Annotated in this window: 25 protein-coding genes; 8 read left to right on the top strand and 17 right to left on the bottom strand. The window is 74.4% G+C overall.

What is annotated here, in order from left to right; genetic code table 11:
* Positions 1-180: 180 nt before the first annotated feature.
* Both Ae717Ps2_RS00450 and Ae717Ps2_RS00455 read left to right on the top strand, forming a co-directional pair.
* Positions 181-1938: a hypothetical protein gene (locus tag Ae717Ps2_RS00450; RefSeq protein WP_075332875.1), complete on the top strand. Its 1758-nt coding sequence runs from the start codon at positions 181-183 to the stop codon at positions 1936-1938.
* 43 nt (positions 1939-1981) lie between these two features.
* A complete protein-coding gene (locus tag Ae717Ps2_RS00455) occupies positions 1982-3649 on the top strand; it encodes a hypothetical protein (protein WP_075332876.1) in 1668 nt (555 codons plus the stop codon).
* Positions 3650-3652: 3 nt separating this feature from the next.
* Here the strand turns inward: Ae717Ps2_RS00455 and Ae717Ps2_RS00460 are convergent, their stop codons facing one another.
* The 10 genes from Ae717Ps2_RS00460 to Ae717Ps2_RS00495 form a co-directional block, all read right to left on the bottom strand.
* A complete protein-coding gene (locus Ae717Ps2_RS00460; protein ID WP_075332877.1) occupies positions 3653-4516 on the bottom strand; it encodes a biotin-dependent carboxyltransferase family protein in 864 nt (287 codons plus the stop codon).
* Positions 4513-5127, bottom strand: coding sequence for an allophanate hydrolase subunit 1 (locus Ae717Ps2_RS00465; protein ID WP_075308748.1), 615 nt, complete (start codon positions 5125-5127; stop codon positions 4513-4515). Before Ae717Ps2_RS00465 ends, Ae717Ps2_RS00460 begins: the two co-directional genes overlap by 4 nt.
* On the bottom strand, positions 5128-5772 hold the full coding sequence (locus tag Ae717Ps2_RS00470) for an FABP family protein (protein ID WP_020626033.1): 645 nt from the start codon (positions 5770-5772) through the stop codon (positions 5128-5130).
* On the bottom strand, positions 5769-6002 hold the full coding sequence (locus Ae717Ps2_RS37180) for a hypothetical protein (protein ID WP_020626034.1): 234 nt from the start codon (positions 6000-6002) through the stop codon (positions 5769-5771). Before Ae717Ps2_RS37180 ends, Ae717Ps2_RS00470 begins: the two co-directional genes overlap by 4 nt.
* 80 nt (positions 6003-6082) lie before the next feature.
* Positions 6083-6382, bottom strand: coding sequence for a DUF1416 domain-containing protein (locus Ae717Ps2_RS00475; protein WP_020626035.1), 300 nt, complete (start codon positions 6380-6382; stop codon positions 6083-6085).
* Position 6383: 1 nt separating this feature from the next.
* A complete protein-coding gene (locus Ae717Ps2_RS00480) occupies positions 6384-7220 on the bottom strand; it encodes a sulfurtransferase (RefSeq protein WP_020626036.1) in 837 nt (278 codons plus the stop codon).
* 34 nt (positions 7221-7254) lie between these two features.
* Complete coding sequence (locus Ae717Ps2_RS00485) at positions 7255-7719, bottom strand: DUF4395 domain-containing protein (RefSeq protein WP_060713556.1); 465 nt, start codon at positions 7717-7719, stop codon at positions 7255-7257.
* Positions 7720-7782: 63 nt separating this feature from the next.
* Positions 7783-7857: a putative leader peptide gene (locus Ae717Ps2_RS40180; RefSeq protein ID WP_350662235.1), complete on the bottom strand. Its 75-nt coding sequence runs from the start codon at positions 7855-7857 to the stop codon at positions 7783-7785.
* Positions 7858-7928: 71 nt separating this feature from the next.
* Positions 7929-8360, bottom strand: a complete 432-nt coding sequence (locus Ae717Ps2_RS00490) for a thioredoxin family protein (protein WP_075308746.1) — start codon at positions 8358-8360, stop codon at positions 7929-7931.
* Positions 8361-8381: 21 nt separating this feature from the next.
* A complete protein-coding gene (locus Ae717Ps2_RS00495) occupies positions 8382-9212 on the bottom strand; it encodes a DUF2993 domain-containing protein (protein ID WP_075308744.1) in 831 nt (276 codons plus the stop codon).
* A gap of 202 nt (positions 9213-9414) precedes the next feature.
* Between Ae717Ps2_RS00495 and Ae717Ps2_RS00500 the strand changes: the two genes are divergently transcribed.
* From Ae717Ps2_RS00500 to pstB, 6 genes are all read left to right on the top strand, one after another.
* Entirely contained in the window at positions 9415-10203 is a 789-nt protein-coding gene (locus tag Ae717Ps2_RS00500) for a response regulator transcription factor (protein ID WP_020626040.1), read from the top strand.
* A gap of 16 nt (positions 10204-10219) precedes the next feature.
* Entirely contained in the window at positions 10220-11104 is an 885-nt protein-coding gene (mshD, locus tag Ae717Ps2_RS00505) for a mycothiol synthase (RefSeq protein WP_075312471.1), read from the top strand.
* Between the two features lie 200 nt (positions 11105-11304).
* On the top strand, positions 11305-12408 hold the full coding sequence (gene pstS / locus Ae717Ps2_RS00510; protein ID WP_020626042.1) for a phosphate ABC transporter substrate-binding protein PstS: 1104 nt from the start codon (positions 11305-11307) through the stop codon (positions 12406-12408).
* A 120-nt stretch (positions 12409-12528) separates the two neighbouring features.
* A complete protein-coding gene (gene pstC / locus Ae717Ps2_RS00515; protein WP_233147397.1) occupies positions 12529-13473 on the top strand; it encodes a phosphate ABC transporter permease subunit PstC in 945 nt (314 codons plus the stop codon).
* A 1-nt stretch (position 13474) separates the two neighbouring features.
* Positions 13475-14593: a phosphate ABC transporter permease PstA gene (gene pstA / locus Ae717Ps2_RS00520; RefSeq protein ID WP_020626044.1), complete on the top strand. Its 1119-nt coding sequence runs from the start codon at positions 13475-13477 to the stop codon at positions 14591-14593.
* Between the two features lie 12 nt (positions 14594-14605).
* Complete coding sequence (gene pstB, locus Ae717Ps2_RS00525; protein ID WP_060713548.1) at positions 14606-15385, top strand: phosphate ABC transporter ATP-binding protein PstB; 780 nt, start codon at positions 14606-14608, stop codon at positions 15383-15385.
* A 78-nt stretch (positions 15386-15463) separates the two neighbouring features.
* Here the strand turns inward: pstB and Ae717Ps2_RS00530 are convergent, their stop codons facing one another.
* From Ae717Ps2_RS00530 to Ae717Ps2_RS00560, 7 genes are all read right to left on the bottom strand, one after another.
* Positions 15464-16126, bottom strand: a complete 663-nt coding sequence (locus tag Ae717Ps2_RS00530) for a PhoU domain-containing protein (protein WP_020626046.1) — start codon at positions 16124-16126, stop codon at positions 15464-15466.
* A 71-nt stretch (positions 16127-16197) separates the two neighbouring features.
* Positions 16198-16398 (bottom strand): dodecin domain-containing protein, encoded by a 201-nt coding sequence (locus Ae717Ps2_RS00535; RefSeq protein ID WP_020626047.1) that lies wholly within the window; start codon positions 16396-16398, stop codon positions 16198-16200.
* Between the two features lie 98 nt (positions 16399-16496).
* Entirely contained in the window at positions 16497-17153 is a 657-nt protein-coding gene (gene phoU, locus Ae717Ps2_RS00540; protein WP_060713545.1) for a phosphate signaling complex protein PhoU, read from the bottom strand.
* 98 nt (positions 17154-17251) lie between these two features.
* On the bottom strand, positions 17252-18856 hold the full coding sequence (locus tag Ae717Ps2_RS00545; RefSeq protein WP_139318850.1) for an LCP family protein: 1605 nt from the start codon (positions 18854-18856) through the stop codon (positions 17252-17254).
* 746 nt (positions 18857-19602) lie between these two features.
* A complete protein-coding gene (locus Ae717Ps2_RS00550; RefSeq protein ID WP_020625093.1) occupies positions 19603-20493 on the bottom strand; it encodes a GGDEF domain-containing protein in 891 nt (296 codons plus the stop codon).
* 156 nt (positions 20494-20649) lie between these two features.
* The gene (gene dusB, locus Ae717Ps2_RS00555) at positions 20650-21771 is read right to left on the bottom strand and encodes a tRNA dihydrouridine synthase DusB (RefSeq protein ID WP_075334128.1); all 1122 of its coding nucleotides are present in this window, start codon (positions 21769-21771) and stop codon (positions 20650-20652) included.
* 108 nt (positions 21772-21879) lie between these two features.
* Positions 21880-22431 (bottom strand): superoxide dismutase family protein, encoded by a 552-nt coding sequence (locus Ae717Ps2_RS00560; RefSeq protein ID WP_075308738.1) that lies wholly within the window; start codon positions 22429-22431, stop codon positions 21880-21882.
* Positions 22432-22641: the final 210 nt, after the last annotated feature.

The following is a 22641-nucleotide window of genomic DNA, read 5'->3' on the forward strand; positions in this document are numbered from 1 at the left end:
GTCACGGAACCGTCCGTCGCGGGGCCCGCCACGCCGACGGACGACCGGTGCACGCTGCGTGGTTCGCCGCGACCCCGTCGTCGTGACTACCCTGACCGGCGAGGTCGCGCCGGACCGTCGGTCCGCCGACCTCGAACGTGCCCGTCGAGGGCGCCCATGTCGACGACCTGAGGAGAGGCGATGACGGCAGACGGGGCGGACCGCCCGGGCGGTTCCCCGCGGTTCGACGTCGTTCTCCGCGGCTACGACCGGCGGCAGGTCGACGAGCACATCGTCGGGATGCAGCGGGTGATGGGCCGGATGCGGGCGGACATCGAGGCGCTGCGGAGCAGGCCGATCCCGCCGCCCATGCCGGTGCCGCCGCCCGGCGGGTTCGCCGTCGGGCCGGCGGGTGGGCCACCCCGCCCGGTGCCGCGTCCCGGCCCACGCCCCGTCCCGGGGCCGTCGGACTCCGACCGACACGGTGCCGTCGACAGCTTCTCCGACCGCATGCAGGCGATCCTGCAGAAGGCCGAGGAGGAGGCGGAGGAGATCCGCAACAAGGCCCGTGCCGACGCCGAGCGCGTCGTCGCGGAGGCCCGCAAGCAGGTCGACCGCGCCCGCGCCGACGCCGACCGTGCCCGTGAGCAGGGCGACAAGCTCCGCACGGAGGTCAGCGAGCTGACCCGTCGTCGCGACGAGCTGCGCGCCGAGGTCGGGAAGGACCCGGCCGCGGGGGACAAGGCCCGCCACGAGGTCCGACCGGTCCCCGGTCCGGCGCAGAAGCCCGGTGGACCGGCCGGCGAGGCGGCGTCGTCCGACGACCGTTCCGCCCAGGGCCGCTCCGACCAGGGCCGCTCCGACCAGCCCAAGGCCCGTCCCGACTCCGCGGACCAGCGGCCCGGTCGTCCCGGCCCGCGCCCGGGTGCCCCGGAGCCGCAGCGTCCCGGCTCCCGGTCCGGCGCCGAGGAGCGTCCGGGGGCCGAGCAGCGGCCCGGTCAGCAGGAGCGTCCCGGTCAGAAGGAGCAGGGCTCTGCGCGTCCGCAGAGTTCCCCGAACGGCCGCCCGCAGGCACCCGCGGCGGGTGTCAACGGTGCCGGGGTGAACGGCGCCCGACCGGCGGCCGCTCAGGCGTCGCCGTCGGCCGACGCGGCACCGCGTCCCGGTCCGCGTCCGCAGCCGGGCCCCGGCCCGGGCCGCCAGGACTCCGGGTCCCAGCCCCGGCCGGCCTCGGGTCCGGTCTCGCCCGGCTCCGGTGGGTCGGGCGGTGGCCGTCCGGCCGGCGCGCCGCAGCCCGCCCGGGCCGACGGCGCGGGACAGCGGCCGGGTGGTACCGACGGGGACAAGACCGAGGCGGACAAGAGCTCCGGTCCGCGCCCGGGCCCGCGGCCCGCACCGGGCCCGCGCCCGTCGCCGGCCCCCACCGGGCAGCAGGGTGGTGCCGAGCGTGCCACCGCGGCCCGCCCCGGTGACGAGCCCGAGCCCGCCGAGCTGTTCCGGCCCGCGTCGGGCTCCCGGCCTGCCGAGGCGGAGCCGAAGACGTCGGTGGTGCCGGTCCAGGACCCGCGTCCGAAGTCCGGCGGCGACGCCGAGCGCACGGTCGCGGTCGGCGCCGTCCGCCGTTCCGGTGACACCCCAACGGATGGTTCGCAGAAGCCGCCGGCAGGGGACAAGGGCACCGCGGCCGAGGGCGCGAAGGCCGACGTGGAGCCGCCGACGACCGCGAACCCGGCTCCCGGGCGCGGCCCGGCACGACCAGGTCCGGAGGGCGCGCGCAACGGCTCCGGCCAGGCCGGCCACGGTCAGAACGGTCGTAACGGTGCGTCGTCGGGGTCCGAGCCGTCGTCGCAGGGCGGCGGGAAGGGCAACGGCGCGACCCGCAACGGTTCCGGCACGGCCACCGGGGACAAGGGCCGGACGGACGCGGCGCAGCCCTCGACGGGGACGCGCAGCAGCTGAGGTTCCCCGCGCGGGGCCCGGGACCCCAATAAGGTCCGGGCCCATGCAGCTCGGCTCGTTCACGGTCCCGGTCCTGCCCCTCGTGGCGGTGCTGGGCGCGGGCGTGCTCGTGGTACTGGTCCTGTGGGGGGTGTGGCGTGCGCGCCGCACCTCCGCGCCCGTGCCGCTGCCGCTCGAGCCCCCGCGCACGGTCGCGGACCCGCAGCCGTCCTATGCGGACTGGACCGGTGAGGCGGCCGGTGGTCCGGCCGACCCGCCGCCCCCGGCGCGTGTACGGACCGTCGCCGACGTGGTCGCCGAGCGCGGCGCGGACACGGGTCCGCTGCCGCGGGTGCCCGCGTACGCCGGCGCGGCCGTCGCGTCCGGTGCGGCGCGGCACGCCGCTCCCGACGACGACGGGGACGACGGGGGCGACGGCTCGCTGGAGGCACTGTTCGCCCCGGCCGACGAGCTGCCCGACGCGGCCACCCTCGCCCGGGGCCGTGCCCCGGAGGCGACGGCCGCCGTGTCGCTCGCCGCGGTTCCGCCGGCGTCGGGTGCCGGGGTGTCCGGTGCCGGTGCGCCGGGTGCCGGAGCGTCGGGTGGAGGTGCGTCGGGTGCCGCGGGGGAGCCGCTGCCCCGGCCACGACCGACCCCGCGTTCCCGGTCGACCGGTCTGCGAACGGCCCGGCACACCGATGCCGCCGCCCTGACCGATGCCGCCGCTGACCGGGGCACCGCTGACCGGGCCGCCGCGGACCAGAACGTGCCGGTCCAGGACGCGGCGGACCGGAACGTGCCGGACCGGAACGTGCCGGGCCAGAACGCGCCGGACCGGAACGCCGCGGACCAGGACGCCGCGGACCAGGACACGACGAACCAGGGCGCCGCTGACCAGGACACGACGAACCAGGGCGCCGCTGACCAGGACGCAGCGGACCAGAGCACCACGCACCAGGATGCGGCGGGGACCTCGGACCACCCGGCGACGCCGTCGGCCCCGGAGTGGCCGGTCGCGCGGCTGCGCGTCGTCGACGACCTCACCGACGTCGTCGCGCCCGGCCCGGACGCCACGCCCGCCGCGGCCGAGCAGACCCCGGCCGGAGACGACACCGCGACCCCGGCGACGGAGCGGACCCCGGTCGACCGGCAGGACACCGCGACCGGTCCGCTGCCGCCCTGGTCGGCCGAGCGCACCGAACCGGCGTCCGAGGACCTCCCCGCGACGTCCGCGATGCCGGCCACACCGGTCCCACCCGCCGTACCGACCCCGCCCACCGGGGCCGCGTCCCGACCGACGCCCGAGCCGGTCTCCCGGGCCGTGCAGCAGGCCCTCGCCGCCCGGGCCGTGCAGCGGGCGCGTCTGCGCGGCGCCGACGCGGTCGTCGACCCGCAGCCCGATCTCCCCGGAGGGGAGCAGCAGGAGCTGCCGCTCGCCGTCGTCCCGCCCGCGGGGGCCCGCACTCCGACGGCCGGCGACGCGAAGGACCGGCTGCTCGGAGTGCTCATCGAGGACCCGGCCCGCGCCGTCGACGCGACCGAACGGCTCGACGACACCCGCGACCGCATCGCCGAGCTCGACGAGGTCCTGCGCCGCCGCCGTGACGACCTGGCCGGCGCCGTCCGGCGCCTGCACGAGTGCGGGCTCGACCCGGCGCAGATCGGCCGGCTCTCCGGGATGGCCGTCGACGAGGTCCGCACCATCCTCGACGGCGAGGACGCCGAGCGCTGAGCCTCAGCGCAGCACGGTGAACCGCACGCCCGTCCCCGGCGGGGCCTGGGCGAGCAGCGGCAGGTCGGCGGGGTCGACGACGCCGATCACCGGGTAGCCGCCGGTCGTCGGGTGGTCGGCGAGGAACACCACCGGCGGCCCGTCCGGCGGGACCTGCACCGCGCCGGTCACCATCCCCTCGCTCGGGAGCTCCCGGTCGCTCCACTCCGGACGCCGCCCCGGGGACGGCCCGTCGAGGCGGACCCCGATCCGGTTCCCGTCCGCCGTCACCGTCCACAGCGGACCGGCGAGGGCGCCGTGCGGGTCGGTGAACCAGTCGTCGCGGGGGCCGGGACGCACCCGCAGCCCGACCACGGCACCGGGCACCGACACCGGGACCGGCCCGGACACCGGGACCCGGCCCGACCACGGGCCGACCGGCAGCTCGTCGCCGTCGGCGACGGGGTCGGGGCCCAGCCCCGACAGCAGATCCGTGCTGCGGCTGCCCAGCGCGACCGGAGCGTCCACCCCGCCCGCGACGGCGAGGTAGCACCGCAGCCCGCCGACCGGCGTCCCGACCGCGAGCTCGGCGCCGTCGGGCAGGTGCAGCGCCCGGTGGGACCCGGCAGGCCGGCCGTCGACGAGCACCGGCGCGGGCGCCCCGGTGACGGCGACGGTCCGGCCGCCCCTGGCGCGCACCCGCAGCCCGCCGCCGAGCAGCTCCAGGCCGGCGGCGCCGTCGTCGTTGCCGACCAGGCGGTTCCCCAGCTCGTAGGCCGGCCGGTCCAGCGCACCCGACGGCGGGACCCCCAGGTGCGCATGCCCGGGATGACCGCGGTCGGTCACCAGCGCCTGCGGTCCGGCCCGCACCACCAGCAGCGCGTTCACCGGGGCTCGAACCGGACGCGGTCGCCGGGGGTGAACAGCGCCGGCGGGTCGGCGACGGGGTCGAACAGGACGGCGTCGGTGCGGCCGATCAGCCGCCAGCCGCCGGGGGAGCGACGCGGGTAGACGCAGCTGTAGACGTCGGCGATCCCGACCGAGCCGGCGGGCACCGCGGTCCGCGAGCTCTCCAGCCGCGGCTGCTGCAGCGGCTCGGGGAGGCCCGACAGATAGCCGAAGCCCGGCGCGAAGCCGCAGAAGTCCACCCGGTACTCGGCGCCGCTGTGCAGCGCGACCACCTCGTCGACGGACAGGCCCGCGGTCCCGGCGACGAGTGCGAGGTCCTCGCCGTCGTAGGTCACGGCCAGCGTGTGGACCGTGCCGGTGCCCGCCTCGCCGGCGTCGGCGTCCGCGGCCCGCGCCACCTGCACGACCCGCTCGGTGGTGGCCCCGGGCGCCACCTCGACGAGCACGGTCCGGGCGGCCGGGACCAGCTCCCGCACCTCGGGCAGCCCGGCGTCCCGCACGGCGGCGACGACGGCCGCCACCCCGGCGGCGTCGTCGACCTCCAGCAGCACCGCGTGTCCGCCGCAGGGGCGGACCCGGACCGCGACCAACTAGCCGACCACCCGGTGCAGGACGGCCGAGATGTGCGGCTGCATCGGCTGCCCGACCATCGCGCGCTCGTCGACGTAGGCGAGGTCGCCCTGGTTGACCAGGCCGTAGAGCCGCTTCGCCGCGGTGACCTCCTTGGCCGACGGCGTCCGGGCGACGGCGTCGGTCTCGATCTGCCAGGACCGCATGTCGCCCCGGGGGCCGTAGTAGACCTCGACGATGCCGGTGTTGTGCGCGATCAGCACCTCGATCGAGCCGTCCTCCTGGGGACGCCAGAACCCGGTCTCGCGCGCGGCCTGGCGGATGATGCCGCCGTCGTCGTCGAGCAGCCAGGAGCGTGCCTCGTAGGACAGGAACGGGCGGCCGTCGTGCGCCCAGGTGATCTGCTGGCCGAAGTGGAACGGGCCCTCGATCGTCGGGTAGACGACCTCGCCGGTGCCCCGCCAGGTCCCGACGAGCGGGAGCAGGCCGAGGCAGGCCTCGTGCAGGTCGGGGCCCTGCCGCAGGTTGGCGGTGTCGTCGTCGACGGGCAGGTCGGGCCACTGCGGCCGGTTGCGCTGCGGGGAGTCCGGGGCCGCGTTCTCCGGTCCGGTGATGGTGGTCTGCAACTCCTCGTCGGCGGCTGCGGCGGGCTCGGGGTCGGTCACGGGGTCTGCTCCTCGGTGTGGTGGTCGTCGGGGTCCCGTTCGGGATCGGGACCCGGCCCGGGCGCGGCGGCGGGCTCGACGACGAACAGGCGACGGAGCAACCATCCGGCCCAGGCGGCGGTTCCCGCGGACAGGGCGATCAACAGCCCGGTGGAGAACCAGTGCACGACCGGCCATTCTACCGCCGCCCCGGTCCGGGCACCGAGTGCCGTGCCGATGCCCCTGTCCACGCACGAACGGACCCCTCGTACGAAAGCTCTCGTACGAGGGGCCCGTTCGTGCGGTCGGGGGCGGCGGCCCCGCGGACCGGTCAGGCGACGGCGATCTCCGCGCTGTGCAGGCCCGGCCCGTCGGCAACGAGCTCGGACTGGCCGTTGCCCGAGCGCGACAGCGCCCGGACGGTCCAGGTGCCCGGGGCGGCGAAGAACCGGAAGTCACCCGAGGCCGAGGACACGACCTCCGCGGTGAACTCCCCGGTGCCGTCCAGCAGCCGGACGAAGGCCCCGGCCACCGGGTCGCCACCGGCGATGACGCGGCCGGCGAGCACGGTCTCCTTGGAGAGGTCCGTGTTCGGGGGCAGGGTCAGGTTCTGGTCAGGTGCGGCACACATGTCACTTCGCTCCCAGCTCGATCGGCACGCCGATCAGCGAGCCGTACTCGGTCCAGCTGCCGTCGTAGTTCTTGACGTCGGAGTGGCCCAGGAGCTCGTGCAGCACGACCCAGGTGTGGCTGGAGCGCTCGCCGATGCGGCAGTAGGCGATGGTCGCCTTGCCCTCGTCGAAGCCGGCCTCCTTGTAGAGGGAGGCGAGCTCCTCGTTCGACTTGAACGTGCCGTCCTCGTTGGCCGCCTTCGACCACGGGATGTTGATCGCGCTCGGCACGTGGCCCGGACGCTGGCTCTGCTCCTGCGGGAGGTGGGCCGGGGCCAGGATCTTGCCGGAGAACTCGTCGGGTGACCGGACGTCGACCAGGTTCTTGGTGTCGATCGCGTCGACGACCTCGTCGCGGAAAGCGCGGATCGAGGTGTCGGCCTCCTTCGCGGTGTAGGAGGTCGCGGGGCGGTCCTTGACGTCGGTGGTCAGGGTCCGGCCGTCGAGCTCCCACTTCTTGCGGCCGCCGTCGAGCAGCACGACCTTGTCGTGGCCGTAGAGCTTGAACTCCCAGTACGCGTACGCGGCGAACCAGTTGTTGTTGCCGCCGTAGAGCACGACCAGGTCGTCGTTGGCGACGCCCTTGGCCGAGAGCAGCTGCTCGAACTGCTCCTTGGTGGGGATGTCACGACGGACCGCGTCCTGCAGCTCGTCGGTCCAGTTGACCTTGACCGCACCGGGGATGTGGCCCCCGTCGTAGGCGGTGGTGTCCTCGTCGACCTCGAGGAACACCACCCCGTCGGTCTCCAGGTTCTGCTCCGCCCAGTCGGCGGTGACGAGGACGTCCTCGCGGCTCATGTTCGTTTCTCTCCCGAGTCGTGTCGAGGGTGGGTCAGGAACGCGCGGCGGCGGCGCCACCGCGCAGGCGGGCGAGGAGCCCGTACATCTCGCAGCCCAGGCAGAAGCCGAAGGCCGCGTTGAGGAAGGCCGCCACGAGTGCCGCCGCCGTGGCGACGACACCCAGCACGGTCAGTCCGGACAGGTAGCCGACCGCCGCGACGGCGGTGAACACCAGCCCGACGGTCTGCGAGAAGCGGACCGGGGCGGCGTCCTCGCGCTCGGCGGGCGGACCCAGCCGGGGCGCGACGAGGTGCCGGTAGACCACGCCGTACGGCGCGAACCGCATGCCGGCGAACGAGGCGACGGCGAACACGACGGCCTGTGCGGTGACGAGCACGCCGCTGCCGGACAGCAGCACCAACGCCAGCACGACGGTGGTGATCGCGGCGGAGAAGCGGACCCCGCGCGGGTCGAGCCGGGGCTCGGAGTGCGCGGATCCGTGGTCCGTGGCGGACATGGGACTCCAGTAACCGGGGTGGGAACCTCGGCGTCGCGGGACGCCGGGCTCAGGACACGCGGGTCAGGAGTCCAGACACAGGCAGCCGGCGAGGCGGCACAGATCAACCGTGCGGCGTCGGGTCAGCGGCCAGTTCACGTCACCGAGCCTAGCTCACGTTCGGCGCGGAGCCCAGCGGTCGGCGCCGACCGGACATCACACACACGTTCTCAGCCGGTGGGAAGGGCGGCGACGAGCTCGTCGACGCGCGGGACACCGGAGACCCGCAGGACCTCCGCGCCGCGGGCGTCGAAGACGACCGTCGTCGGGGTCCGCAGCACGCCCAGTGCCCGGGCGACGTCGACGTGCTCGGCCACGTCGACCTCCACGTGCGCCAGGCCCGGGTCCGCCGCGGCCAGGTCACCGAGGACGCGCGCGGTCTGCCGGCACGGCGCGCAGACCGGCGAGGACAGCTGCAGCAGCAGGGCCCGGCGCCCGTCCGGACCGGTTCCGGCCAGGTCCCAGCCCGGCCCGGCGCCGTCGGTCGCGCCGCGGTCGTCGCCGGTGGGCCGGAGCCGCCCGGACCGGTTGCGCAGCACCAGCCCCGCGAGCGTCGCCACCACCAGGACGACGACCAGCACCACTGCACCCGTGACGTCCACCGACGCCTCCTCTCGGCCCGCTCAGCCCGCGGAGCGGGACGTACCCGGTCCGGCGCCCACACTCAGGTCGCGCATCGAACCGGCGACCTGCAGCACGTTGTACTCCGGAACGCTCGCCGACGTCGCGGTGACGCCCAGTGGCAGCGGACCCGGGTCGATGTCCACGGCGAGCGCGCGCAGCATCGAGGTGCGCACCGCGTCCGGCACCGGCTCGTCCGAGCCGTCGAGCCGGACGTCGCGCGGGACGACCCGCATGGTGCCGTGGTCGACGACGAGCGCGGCCAGCACGGCCACCCGCGCGTCGGCCCCGTCCACCGGCATCTCCGCGACGAACCGTGCGGCGTTGCGCGGGTCGAGCCCGCGCAGCGTCGGGTCGCCGCCGGCCAGGATCACCGAGTCGATCGCGTTCGCGTCGACGGCCTCGACCGACAGTCGCGTCACCCCGGCGGCGGGCCCCCCGGCGTCGACGACCATCCGGCGGACGTCGTTCGGGCTGATCTGGACGATCCCCTCGGCCGCCGCCGCACGGAACCGGGCCGGCCCGGGACCGGCGAGATCGGAGAGGTCTCCGCGCAGGCCGTACAGCTGCACCTGGAGCTCGGGGGTGCGCAGCGGCCCGACCGGGACCCGCTGCAGCGTCATCTCGACGTGGTCGTAGCGGCCGGTCGCGGCCTGGGCCAGCACCGAGAAGCCGTGCACCTGCACACGGGGGTCCTCGGGGAGGTCGAGCCGGTCCCGCAACGCGCGCGAGATGCCCGACTCGACGGCCGCGCCGGTGGCGAGATCACCCACGACGAGCACGGCGGCCACCGCCAGGACGGCGACGAGCACGCGACGGACGGGGCGTCCCACGACCGGGCCTCCACAGGATCGGAATACGTCCTGACCAGGGTAGAGAGCCCCGCTGCCGGCCCGATGGGCGGCCCCGGGACCCCGGATCGGACCCGATCGGTGGTGAGAACGATCCAGATCGCGGCGTGAAACCCGTCGCTCTGCGGCTGACCGTGGGGTGACGTCCCGGTATCGTCTGCGTATCGCGAGAAGGGGGGAGTCCATGGAACTGCTCCTGCTGACCACGGCTCCGGATGCGGCAGCCGTACTGCCCGCCCTGTCGTTGCTGCCGCACAACGTGCGGACCGCGGCGCCCGAGGTGGCAGCACTGCTCGACGCCGGTCCGCACGACGCCGTCCTGGTGGACGCCCGCTCGGACCTGGTCGCCGCGCGCAGCCTGTGCCGGCTGCTGGGCAGCGCCGGGACCGACGCGCCGGTGATCGCCGTGCTGAACGAGGGCGGTCTGGTCGCCGTGTCCGGCGAGTGGGTGGTCGACGAGATCCTGCTCCCCGACACCGGCCCGGCGGAGGTGGACGCGCGGCTGAGGCTGCTGCGGTCGCGCCCCGGCGCCGAGTCCGCGTCCGGAGGTGGCGCGCTCGTCCTCGGTGAGCTCGTCATCGACGAGGCGACGTACTCGGCTCGGCTCAAGGGCCGGCTGCTGGAACTCACCTACAAGGAGTTCGAGCTGCTCAAGTACCTCGCGCAGCACGCGGGCCGGGTGTTCACCCGGGCCCAGCTGCTGCAGGAGGTCTGGGGCTACGACTTCTTCGGCGGCACCCGCACCGTCGACGTCCACGTCCGGCGGCTGCGCGCCAAGCTCGGCGGCGAGCACGAGCAGATGATCGGCACCGTGCGCAACGTCGGCTACAAGTTCGTCCGGCCGTCGCGCGGCGGGCTGTCGGCGCCGCCCGACCAGGACGACGCGGACCCCGAGCCCGTCCCGGACCGTCGGCCGTTGCCCGGCGCCCGGCCCTCGGCCGGCCCGGGACGTGGAGCGTGGGCACCGCGGTGACCTAGGGTCGGCGCTCGTGGACCCGCAGCAGCACTCCCGTCTCGACGCCGCCACCGTCTCCGCGGTGCAGGATCTGCTGAGGGCGGCGACCGCTGCCGACGGCGCCGAACCGCTCTCCGAGCAGTACCTGATGCACCTGCGCCCGGACACCCCCGCCGACGGCGTGACGCACCTCGTCGTCGCCGGTGACGACGGCGCGGTGGCCGGCTACGCCCAGGTCGACGGCACCTACGCCGAGCTGGTGGTGCACCCCGACGCGCGACGGCGGGGGATCGGCGGCGCGCTCGTCACCGCGGTGGAGAAGGTCACCGCCGACCCGCACGTGTGGGCGCACGGCGACCTCGACGCCGCGAAGGAGCTCGCCGCGGGCCGCGGCTACCGCCGGGACCGCGTGCTGTGGCAGATGCGCCGCACCACCGAGGCGGGCCCGCTGCCCGCCCTGACCGTCCCCGACGGCGTCACGATCCGCGCCTTCGAGCCCGGCCGCGACGACGACGAGTTCCTCCGCGTCAACAACGCGGCCTTCGACTGGCACCCGGAGCAGGGCGGCTGGACCGGCGCCGAGCTCGCCGCCCGGGAGGCCGAGGACTGGTTCGACCCGGCCGGGTTCCTGCTCGCGGTCGACGACGGCGGCACCCTGCTCGGCTACCACTGGACCAAGGTCCACCCGGCGACCGGCGACGAGCGCGCGATGGGCGAGGTCTACGTCCTCGGTGTGGACCCGGCCAGCCACGGACGAGGGCTCGGGAAGGTCCTGACCCTCGCCGGGCTGCACCACCTGCACGACCGCGGGCTGGACACCGTGCTGCTCTACGTCGAGGCCGACAACGCCCCGGCCGTGCGCGTCTACGAGCGCCTCGGGTTCGCCGTGCACGCCGCGGACGTCAACTACGCCCGGTGAGACCCTGTCACCGTTCGACTACGGGTGACCATGTTCCGTCGAACGTGTGATGCAGGTCCACCCGGTCGCCGACCCTGTTCATCCCACGTTCATCTTCCGTGGGGGTGGCGTCCAACGGCGGCTCCTAGCGTCTGCGGCCGGGTGGTCACCCCAGACCGCCGTACCGCAACCGGCTCGTTGCCGACTCGGAGGAAACTGCAGTGAAGACCAAGCGGCGTGCGCCCCGGGCGCGCCTGGCTGCCGTCGGTATCGCCACGTCCTGTGCGTTGTTCGTCGCCGGCTGCGGTGCGGCGAACGAGGGCGGCGGCTCGGACGCCCAGGGCTCGGGCGTCACCGGCCAGATCTCCGGTGCGGGCGCGAGCTCCCAGCAGGCGGCCATGCAGGCCTGGATCGCCGGCTTCGGCGGCGCGAACCCGGGTGCCACCGTCAACTATCAGCCGGTCGGCTCCGGCGGAGGTCGTACCCAGTTCATCCAGGGCGGTGTCCAGTTCGCCGGTACCGACGCCTACCTCAAGGACGACGAGCTGACCAAGGCGCGTGAGCGCTGCGGTGGGTCGGTCATCGAGGTGCCGAGCTACGTCTCGCCGATCGCCGTCGTCTTCAAGCTGAACGGAGTCAACGACCTGACCCTGTCCCCGGCCACCATCGCCGGTCTCTTCAAGGGCCAGATCACCACCTGGAACGACCCGAAGATCGCCGCGGACAACCCGGGCGTCCAGCTCCCGGCCACCCGCGTCACCCCGGTGCACCGATCCGACGAGTCGGGCACCACCCAGAACTTCACCGACTTCCTGAACAAGGCCGCCCCGGCGGTGTGGACCGACAAGGCCGCGCAGACCTGGCCGGTCCAGGGTGGCGAGGCCGCTCAGGGCACCTCCGGTGTCGTGACCGCCGTCGGCGGCGGCGACGGCACCATCGGCTACGCCGACGCCAGCCAGGCCAAGGACCTCGGCAAGGCCAAGGTCAAGCTGGGCGACCAGGCGGTCGAGCCGACCGCCGAGGCCGCCGCCAAGATCCTCGAGGAGTCGAAGCGCGTCGAGGGCCAGGGCGACACCTCGTTCGCCTTCGACCTCAACCGGACCGCCACCGGCGGTGCCTACCCGGTCGTGCTGGTGTCCTACCTGCTGGCCTGCCCGCAGTACCCGGACGCCGCCCAGGCCGACACGACCAAGGCGTTCCTGAACTACGTGGTCAGCCCGGAGGGGCAGCAGACCGCCGCTCAGAACGCCGGCTCGGCGCCGCTGTCGGACACCCTGCGCGGCCAGATCACGCCGGTCATCGACCAGATCAAGGCCCAGGGCTGAGCGTCTGAGTCGGATGTCATCTAGCCAGGAACCCCGGGCGGTCGTCATCATGGTGACCGCCCGGGGTTCCCGGCCGCTCGAGTCCCCTGCCCAGCGCGTTCCGCACCCCCAGGGATCACAGTGACCACCACGGAAAACTCGCCCGCGCCCGCTCCCGCGAAGCCGGTGACCCAGCTCGGGGACCGGATCTTCGCCGGGTCGGCCAAGGGTGCAGGCATCCTCATCCTCGTCGTCCTTGCGGGCGTCGCGGCCTTCCTCGTCAGCGAGGCGTTCCCTGCCGTCGTGGCCCCTGCGTCCGAGGTGCACGGAGGACTCGCCCTCTACATCGCGCCGCTCATCTTCGGCACGCTGGTCAGCGCGGTCATCGCGTTGATCGTGGCGTCGCCGCTGGCGATCGCGGTCGCGCTGTTCATCAGCCACTACGCCCCGCGCCGGCTCGCACAGACGCTCAGCTACGTCGTCGACCTGCTGGCCGCGGTGCCGTCCATCGTGTACGGCCTGTGGGGCATGGCGACCCTGGCCCCGGCGACCGTCGGGCTGATGGTGTGGCTGAACACCTACCTCGGCTGGCTGCCGTTCTTCGCCGGTCCGCCGTCGGCCACCGGCCGCACGATGCTGGTCGTCGGCCTCGTCCTCGCGGTGATGATCCTGCCGATCATCACCGCCGTCGCCCGTGAGGTCTTCCTCCAGGCGCCGAAGCTGCACGAGGAGGCCGCGCTCGCCCTGGGGGCCACCCGCTGGGAGATGATCCGGCTCGCGGTGCTGCCGTTCGGCCGCTCCGGGATCGTCTCGGGCGCGATGCTCGGCCTCGGCCGCGCGCTCGGCGAGACCATGGCGGTGGCGATCATCCTGTCGGTCTCCGGCGGGATCACGTTCAACCTGATCGGCTCCGGCAACCCGTCGACGATCGCCGCGAACATCGCGCTGCAGTTCCCCGAGGCGTCCGGCATCGACGTCAACGTCCTCATCGCGTCCGGTCTGGTGCTCTTCCTGATCACCCTGCTGGTCAACATGATCGCTCGCTACATCGTCGAGCGCCGCCGCGAGTTCTCGGGAGCGAACTGAGATGTCCACCGGGACCGAACGAAACCGCACCGACACCGAGGCGACCGTGACCGGAAGCACGCTGCAGGCCCCGGCCACGACGACGGCTCTGCCGCGTCGCAAGGGCTCCCTCCCGAAGTGGTCGCCGTGGGCCCTGGTCGCCGGATCGGCCGTGGTGGCGGCCGGTGCGACCGCCCTGGCGGGCGGCTTCGGCATCGGGCTGTGGGTCTTCCTGACCGTGGTGGTGTACCTGGTCGCCACCTACGTGGTGTCCCGCGCGGTGGAGGGCGCCCGCAAGGCCGCCGACCGGTTGGTGACGGCGATCGTCACGGGTGCGTTCCTGCTCGCGATGATCCCGCTGGTGTCGGTGCTGTGGACCGTCGTCTCGAACGGCTGGGCACGGTTCGACCCGACGTTCTTCAACAGCTCGATGCGCGGCGTCGTCGGGGTCGGCGGCGGTGCGCTGCACGCCATCCAGGGCACGCTCATCATCACGGCGCTCGCCGCGATCATGTCCATCCCGGTGGGTGTGCTCACCGCGATCTACCTGGTCGAGTACGGCAACCGGTCACGGCTGGCGCGGGCGATCACGTTCTTCGTCGACGTCATGACGGGCATCCCGTCGATCGTCGCCGGTCTGTTCGCGTTCGCATTGTTCGCGCTGTTCGTCGGCCCGGCGGTGCGGTTCGGCTTCGCCGGCGCGGTCGCCCTGACCGTCCTCATGATCCCGATCGTGGTGCGCTCCACCGAGGAGATGCTCAAGATCGTCCCGAACGAGCTGCGCGAGGCCGCGTACGCGCTCGGTGTGCCGAAGTGGCGGACGATCCTCAAGGTCGTCATTCCCACGACGGCCGGCGGTATCGCGACCGGCGTCATGCTCGCCGTCGCCCGCGTCATCGGTGAGACCGCCCCGCTGCTGGTCACCACGGGTCTCGCGCTCGGCGTCAACCTGAACCCGTTCTCGGGGCCGATGGCCACGCTGCCGGTGTTCTCGTACTACTCCTACGCCGTTCCCGGCATCCCGCGTGAGGCGTTCCTCGACCGGGCCTGGACCGCTGCGCTGGTCCTGATGCTCGTCGTCATGGTGCTGAACATCGTCGCCCGCATCATCTCCCGCATTTTCGCCCCGAAGACCCGATAAGGAATCCGCGACATGGGCAAGAGTGTCGAAGCCAAGGACCTGAACATCTACTACGGGTCGTTCCTCGCCGTCGAGGGCGTCAACATGACGATCAAGCCGAAGACGGTGACGGCCCTGATCGGTCCGTCCGGCTGCGGCAAGTCGACCTTCCTGCGGTCGATCAACCGGATGCACGAGAACATCCCCGGCGCCCGCGTCGAGGGCCGGCTCGAGCTCGACGGCCAGGACCTCTACGGGGCGAACGTCGACCCGGTCGGCGTCCGCCGCCAGATCGGCATGGTCTTCCAGCGGCCCAACCCGTTCCCGACGATGTCGATCTACGACAACGTCATCGCGGGGATGAAGCTGAACAACAAGCGGGCGTCGAAGGCCGAGTTCGACGACACCGTCGAGCGGTCGCTGCGCGGCGCGAACCTCTGGAACGAGGTCAAGGACCGGCTCGAGAAGCCGGGTTCGGGCCTCTCCGGTGGTCAGCAGCAGCGGCTCTGCATCGCCCGCGCGATCGCGGTGCGGCCCGACGTGCTGCTGATGGACGAGCCGTGCTCGGCGCTGGACCCGATCTCCACGCTCGCGATCGAGGACCTGATCAACGAGCTGAAGAACGACTACACGATCGTCATCGTGACCCACAACATGCAGCAGGCGGCGCGGGTCAGCGACTTCACCGGCTTCTTCAACATCGAGGGCACCGGCAAGCCCGGCAAGCTGGTCGAGCTCGACGAGACGAAGACGATCTTCTCCCAGCCGAAGCAGAAGGCGACCGAGGACTACGTGTCCGGCCGCTTCGGCTGACCTCGCAGTACGTCCGCACGGCGCGAACGCCCTCGACCCCTCGCGGGGGGCCGGGGGCGTTCGTCGTCGCGGGCCGGGTCAGAGGACCGGGAGCTCGTCCACGGTGCCGCCGGTGACGGCGTAGACGACGTGGTCGGCCAGGTGCACGCAGTGGTCGGCGTAGCGCTCGTGGAAGCGGGCCAGCAGCGCGGCGTGGACGGCGGCCGGCACGCCCGCCGTCCAGTCCGGGCCGAACATCAGCTCGAAGACCTGGCGGTGCAGCGCGTCGACGACGTCGTCGTCCTCGCGCAGCTCGGCGGCGAGGACGACGTTGTGGGTGCGGAGCACCTCGACGGCCTTGTCGCCCATGGCCGCGACCCGGGCGCCGTAGTCGGCGAACAGCGGGTGGGCCTGCTCGGCGAGCACCACGTGGTCCCCGCTCCGGACGACGGTGGCGGCGATGTGCCGGGCCAGGTCGCCCATCCGCTCCAGCTGCTGGGCGCACCGCAGAGCGGTGATCACCGCTCGCAGCGGAGCGGCCATCGGCTGGTGGATGTTCATGGTCTCGACGGCGAGGAGCTCGATCGCGTCGCGGTAACCGTCGATGACGGGATCGCGGGAGACGACCTGCTCGGCGAGCCGGGTCCGGTCGGACAGCAACGCTTCGGACGCGTCGCGGAACGCGGCTGCGACGAGCGGACCCATCTCGTCGAGCATGGACCGGAGCTGCGCGAGGTTGTCGTCGAGCGTCTCCCTGCGCATGGCGACGACCTTAGATCGGAGTTCGCGTCGGCTTCGGCCCGGGACCGGTGAACGCTCGGTGAACGGCGGGGTCAGGCGGCGCGGGCACGCAGGCCGACCCGCAGGCCGACACGGAAGCGCTCGGTGGAGCCGAGGACGGTCGACTGGACCCCGGTCACCTCGAACCACTCGAGGGCGTGTCCGGCGCGGCTCATGGCGTCCCGGATCGCAGCTTCGACGCTCTCGTCCGAGGTCCCGACGACCTCGGTGACGACGCAGCTCGCGTGTTCCATGCAGCAGACGTGCCCCCGGCATCTCACCGTCAAACCCGATCGGTCGACCGTTCGCCGAGTGGGGTGTATCGACTGCCCCGAACGGGCCAACGATGCTCTCAGACGGCGAGGGGACCGGGCATCTGGCCGGTGACGACGTACACGATCCGGCGAGCGACGGCGACGGCGTGGTCGGCGTACCGCTCGTAGAACCGCGCGAGGAGCGCGACGTCGACCGCGGCGGACACCCCGTGGGTCCAGTTGCGGTCCATCAGCACGGTGAACATGTGCTGGTGGATGTCGTCGACGGCGTCGTCGTCGGCCTCGAGCTCGTTCGCCGCGTCGAGGTCCCGGGTTCGGATGACCCGCCCGGCCTTCTCCGCGAGCTCGACGCCGACCCGGCCCATCTCGGCGAAGTAGGACTTCACCTCGTCGGGCAGCACGGACTGCGGGTGCCTGCGACGGGCGGCCTGGGCGACGTGCAGGGCGAGGTCACCCATGCGCTCGATGTCACCGGCACCGTGGATCGCGGCGACGACGACCCGCAGGTCGGTCGCGACCGGCGCCTGCAGCGCGAGCAGGCCGAAGGCCCGGTGCTCTGCGGCGGCACGGACGTCGTCGATCTTGACGTCCTCGGAGATGACCTGCTCGGCGAGCTGGAGGTCGGCCTCGAGCAGTGCGGTCGTGGCGCGCGCCATGGCACGTGCGACGTCGTCGCACATGTCTGCCAGGCCGGAGGCCAGCTCGTCCAGCTGCTCCTGATAGGTGTCGCGCATGTCCCGAGCCTAGGCCCCCGAGCGGCAACGTTCAGCCGCGGCGGGTGAACCCGCCGTGAACGCTGGACGACATACCCCGTTCGGGGGATACGGGCGGTTCAGTCGCAGTCGGCGTCGTCGGAGGGGACGGCCTGCACCGGAGCCGCATCACCGGCACCGACGACGAGCTCCAGCACCCGGCTCGCGGTCGGGTCCGGGACGGGGCGGGCACCCGGCAGCGCCTCCACGAGGGTGCCCGCGGCGTCGGTGTTGTCGGGGGAGTAGCGGACCTGCGCGCCCGGTGCGGCCGTTCCGGGGGTGACGCTGCCGATCTCGTAGCCGCGGTCGCGCAGGTCCGCGGCGATCCGGTCGACGGCACCGGGGCGACCGGTCGCGTCGACCAGGTTCACGACGGTGCCCGGCCCCGGAGCACCCGCGGAGCGGGAGGCCGGCGCTGTCGCGCTCTCGGGCAGCGGTCCGTGCTCGCGCAGCGCGGAGAACAGCGCGCGTGCCTCGGAGCGGCGCAGCTCCAGCTGGCCCCGGGTGTTCGGGGCGTCGCTGACCGGGACGGACAGGAACAGCGGGGCTTCCCCGTCGCCCGCGGCACCCGACCGGGCGAGTCCGCGGGCGAGGGTGAGGATCTCGCCGGCGTCGACCCCGTCCGCCGACAGCGCCGACGACACCCCCGCCGCGGAGCGGCCCGGCGCACCAGGGGTCAGCAGCGAGGTGGTCGAGAGCGCATCGCCCAGCGCCGCGGCGAGCACGCGTTGCTGGCGCCGGACCCGGTTGGCCGGGGAGCTGTCCGCGGTGCCCGCGGCGGAGGCGAAGCGGACCGCGGTGGCCCCATCGAGCTCCACGGTGCCCGAGCCCTCCACGACCGGGCCGAGCACCGGGTCCACGACCGGGCGCTCGGTGCAGACCTCGATCCCGCCGACGGCGTCGACGAGCTCCGGGGTCCCGGCCAGGTCGAGTGCGACGAAACCGCTCACCGGCATGCCGGTGAGCTGCTGGACGACGCCGACGCTGCAGGCGGGGCCGCCGACGTCGTAGGCGGTGGCGAAGGCGGTCCGGGACTCCGCGGGCACGGTGTCGCCGTAGGTGCCGGTCGCGGCGTCGAAGCGCCGGCACGGCGGCCGGGAGACCTCCAGCGTCGCGGGGATCGACAGGGTGACGGCCGGTCCACCGCCCGCGGGCCGGTGGACCAGCACTGCCGTGTCGGTGCGCGCGGACTCCGCGGTGCTCGCGCGGTCGGCCTGCAGACCCAGCACCAGGACGTTCTGGTCATCGGCCTGGGTGTCGGCATCGAGGATCGCGTCGGTGTCCGGGGCGAGGGCGACGACGTCGCGGACACCGGCGTGGACCTCGCTGCGCCCGGCGAACCCGAAGGCGGTGGTGACCAGGACGAGCACCGCGGCCGCCGCCGCGCCGATCCGCAGCGCACGGGCGCGGGGGTCGGGCCGGGCCGGTGGCGGGGTGCCTGCCGGTTCCGGCTCCGCGGAGCCGGGGACGGCCTCGTCCGGCGCGGCCTCCTCCGCCGTGGAGGCGTCCGTGGCGGGCGGGTCGTCCCGGTAGCGACGACGGCGGCGGCGCGGCACCAGCGCGTCGACGACCTCGGTGACGCGCGAGTCCGCGGCGCCGCGGCGTGCGGGGCGGGACGGCGCCGCGCCCGCCCCGGCCCGTCCGGCCTCCGCGGTGGCGGCGACCCCGGTGCTCCCGGTGGCCACTCCGCTCCCGGAGCCCGGGCGCGCTGTGGCGGCCGGGGTCGCCCGGGTTCCCGGGCCGGTTCCGGTGGTCGGGGTGGCGGGACGCGCGGTCTCCGGCGCCTCCGCGGGGGTGCGGGCGGGCCGGGTGCCGGCGCCACCGGGAGCGATGGGCGCCGGCGGGCGCGGGGCGCCGCCCGGGGGTGGCACCGGGGTGGGACGCGACGGGGCGGGCGCGGCGCCGTCACGCGGACGTGGACGCTGCGGCGCGGGCGGCTCACCGGGACGGCGCGGTACGGGACCGCCGCGCACGCGTCGCACGCCGGTCGGGGGGACCGGCCCCGGCGGGGCGTCGGCAGGTCGCGGCTGCGGCTGCGACGGGTGTGCGCCGGTCGCCGGGCGCGGCTGTGGCCCGGACGGATGCGGCCCGGAGCCGGGGCGCGGCTGGGCCCCGGAGGGCTGGGCTGAGGACGGCTGGGCCCCGGACGGCTGGGCCCCGGACGGGTGCGCACCGGGGCGCCGCTGCGGGCCCGACGGGTGCGCCCCGGGTGGCGGGACGGGCGGTCCGGGAGGGCCCTGCGGTGCGGGGGGCGCGGGCGGGCCCGCGTCGTCCGGGCGCCGACGCGTACGCCGGGACCGGCGCACCTCGTCGTCGCCGTCCTGCACCGGGCCTCCTCGTCGCGACCGCCGGAGCGGACGCGCGTGACGGGGCGCGGGGTGGGGGGCGCGCCCTTCCGGATCGTGCGGCCGCGGGGACCGCACGGCCGATCTTATTCGGCTCGGACCGACGCGGGTGGCGCGGGGCGCGACGCGCCCTGCTCCGGTTGGGGGATCGACCTGCGTCCGGCTGCCGCCCCGGCCAAGGTCACCCGGCCGTCGGCGTCGCGGTGGGCGACGGCGTTCCGTCCCGCCTGCTTGGCCGTGTAGAGGAGCACGTCGGCCTCGGTGACGAGGGCCTCGACGTCGTCGTCGCCCGGACGGGACCGGGCGACGCCGATGCTGATCGTCATCCGCAGGTCGGGGTGCAGGTCGGTCCAGTCGTGCGCGGCGACGCGCTCGCGGGCGGTCTCGCAGGCCGCGACGCCCTCCTCGGCGGTCAGCCCGGGCAGCACCAGCGCGAACTCCTCGCCGCCGTAGCGGGCGCAGAACGCGCCGGGCGGCAGGGCCCGGCCGAGCTCCAGCACCATCCGCTGCAGGACCCGGTCCCCGAACGGGTGCCCGTGGGTGTCGTTGACCAGTTTGAAGTGGTCGATGTCGGCGAGCGCCAGGCAGACGGGCAGGTCGGTGCCCGCGGCGAGCAGGTCGATCAGCCGCTCGTCGAGGTAACGGCGGTTGTACGACGCCGTCAGGCTGTCGCGGCGGCTCTGCTCCCGGGCCTCGGCGTGCTCGCGGCGGAGCCGGTCGAGCTCGTCGGCCGGGCTCGGCGCGCTGAGGCCGTGCAGGAGCCGGACGGCCTCGCGCAGGTGCAGGTAGGCCTGCTCGTAGCGGTGGTGCTCGGCGAGCCGCTCGGCGGCCGCGGTGTGCAGGGCCGCGCGGGCCGCGGGTGAGGCGGGGGCGAGGTCGTCGTCGTCCGGGGCGTCGGGCCCCTGGGCGGGCGGCGTCGGGCCGACGCGGCGGGCGGACCGCACGAGCCTGCGCACCGTCCATGCGGTGTCGGTCATGATCCACCTCCCCGTCGTCGTGCCGTTCCGGCGCCACTGGGACTGTTCATCGGTGACACCCCTGGGACGCTTGAGGCGTACGGGGTCGTCGGCACCCGTTCGGCGCCGTGGTTCCCCCGGGTCGGGGTAACGCGTTTCGCCCCGGGGTCGCCGCGATCAACCTCCGGAGTGCTCCACGTCCGCCCCGAAGGGGATCGACGGGTCGTCCGGGTCGTCGAGCCAGTGCTCGGGCAGCACGACGCGACCGGGTGAGCCCTGACGCCCCCGCGGCCCGTCGGCCTCGGCCGGGAACGGCTCGTCCGGGTCCAGCCCGGACAGCAGCTCGTCGAGGTGGTCGATCGACTCCACCATGCCGAGGCTGCGCCGCAGCTCCGGGCCGACCGGGAAGCCCTTGAGGTACCACGCGATGTGCTTGCGGACGTCGCGGATGCCCTTGTGGTCGCCCATGTGCTCGCACAGCAGGACGGCGTGCCGGCGCAGCGTCGCCGCGACCTGGCCGAGGTTCGGGGGTGCCGGCAGCTCGCGGCCGGCGAACGCGGCCTCCAGGTCCCCGAACAGCCACGGCCGCCCCAGGCAGCCCCGGCCGACCACGACGCCGTCGCAGCCGGTCCGGGCGACCATGTCCAGCGCGTCCTGCGCGGAGAAGATGTCGCCGTTGCCCAGCACCGGGACGTGCGCCGGGACGGCGTCGCGCAGCCGGGCGATCTCGTCCCAGTCCGCCGTGCCCGAGTAGCGCTGCGCGGCGGTGCGCGCGTGCAGCGCGACGGCGACCGCACCCTCGTCCACGGCGATCCGCGCGGCCTCGAGGTGGGTGTGGTGCTCGTCGTCGATGCCGATCCGCATCTTGACGGTGACCGGTCGGTCGCCGGCGCCGGCGACCGCGGCCCGCACGATCCGCCGGAACAGCTCCCGCTTGAACGGCAGTGCCGCCCCGCCGCCCTTCCGGGTGACCTTGGGGACCGGGCAGCCGAAGTTCATGTCGATGTGGTCGGCGAGGTCGCGCTCGACGATCATCTCCGCGGCCCGCTGCATCGACGCCGGGTCGACGCCGTACAGCTGCGTCGAGCGGGGGTGCTCGTCCGCGTCGAAGGCGATCATGCGGAACGTCAGCGGGTTCTTCTCGACCAGCCCGCGAGCGGTGATCATCTCGCAGACGTAGTAGCCGGCGCCCTGCTCGCGGCACAGGCGACGGAACCCGGGGTTGGTGATGCCGGCCATCGGCGCGAGCACCACGGGGGTGTCGACCTCGAACGGGCCGATGCGCAACGGCGGCAGCACGCGGTCACGGCGGGCGGGGGTGTCCGTCCGCGCGTCGCGGACGCTGTCCAACACGGTCACGCCTACCAGTGTCCCAGGCGCGCGGACGGGCGCCGACCTCGGCGTCGCTCAGAAGTCGACGGTGACGCAGGCGGGGCGTCCGCCCGCGGTGCCCGCGTGCCCGGCGTGGGAGGCGGTCGGCTTCTCGTGCAGGACGACGGACTCCGCCCGCCGGTCGTCCGGGAAGACCCACGGGACGGTGGCGGTCGACTCGCCTGCGCCGTTCGCGTCGGTGGTGACGTCGAGCCAGATCTCGTTCATCGGGTTGGCGTAGGACGGGTCGACGCTCGGTGTCACCGGGTCCTCGGAGAACTGGTAGTGCGGCCCCGCGTCGGCACCGGAGGCCGCGGTGCAGGGCCGCGTGTGCGCGTGCGCGCCATAGGTCCGGTTCGGCAGCAGCCCGGTCACCCGGAGGGTGGCGACGGTGGCACCGTCCTGCTCGGCGTGGGTGACCGCGACGGTCGAACCGACCGGGACGAGCGCCGGGTCGTAGGTGAACGCGGGCCCCTCGCCGCCCTGGGCGAAACTCGCGGACACCTGGGGCTCCGCGGCCGGTGGCTGCCCGCCGCTGCAGGCGGTGAGCAGGAGCGCGGTCATGAGCAGGAGCACGGGACGCTTCATGATCGTCAGTGTCGGAGATGTGAGGTTTCGGGGCGCGTCGTCGTGGGCCGGTTCGCCCGGACGGGTGTCGTGGTCGGGAAGGGGCCTCACGGGGCGCTCGACGGCCGTCGACCGTTCGTCCTCACGATCCTGTGCGACATGGGGTGTGGAGCGCGGGCGGCGATGCTCACGGACTGTAGGATTTCCTCAGGTTCCGCCGGGCGAGCACGG

It is taken from the genome of Pseudonocardia sp. Ae717_Ps2, from assembly GCF_001932475.1.
GTDB lineage: Bacteria > Actinomycetota > Actinomycetes > Mycobacteriales > Pseudonocardiaceae > Pseudonocardia.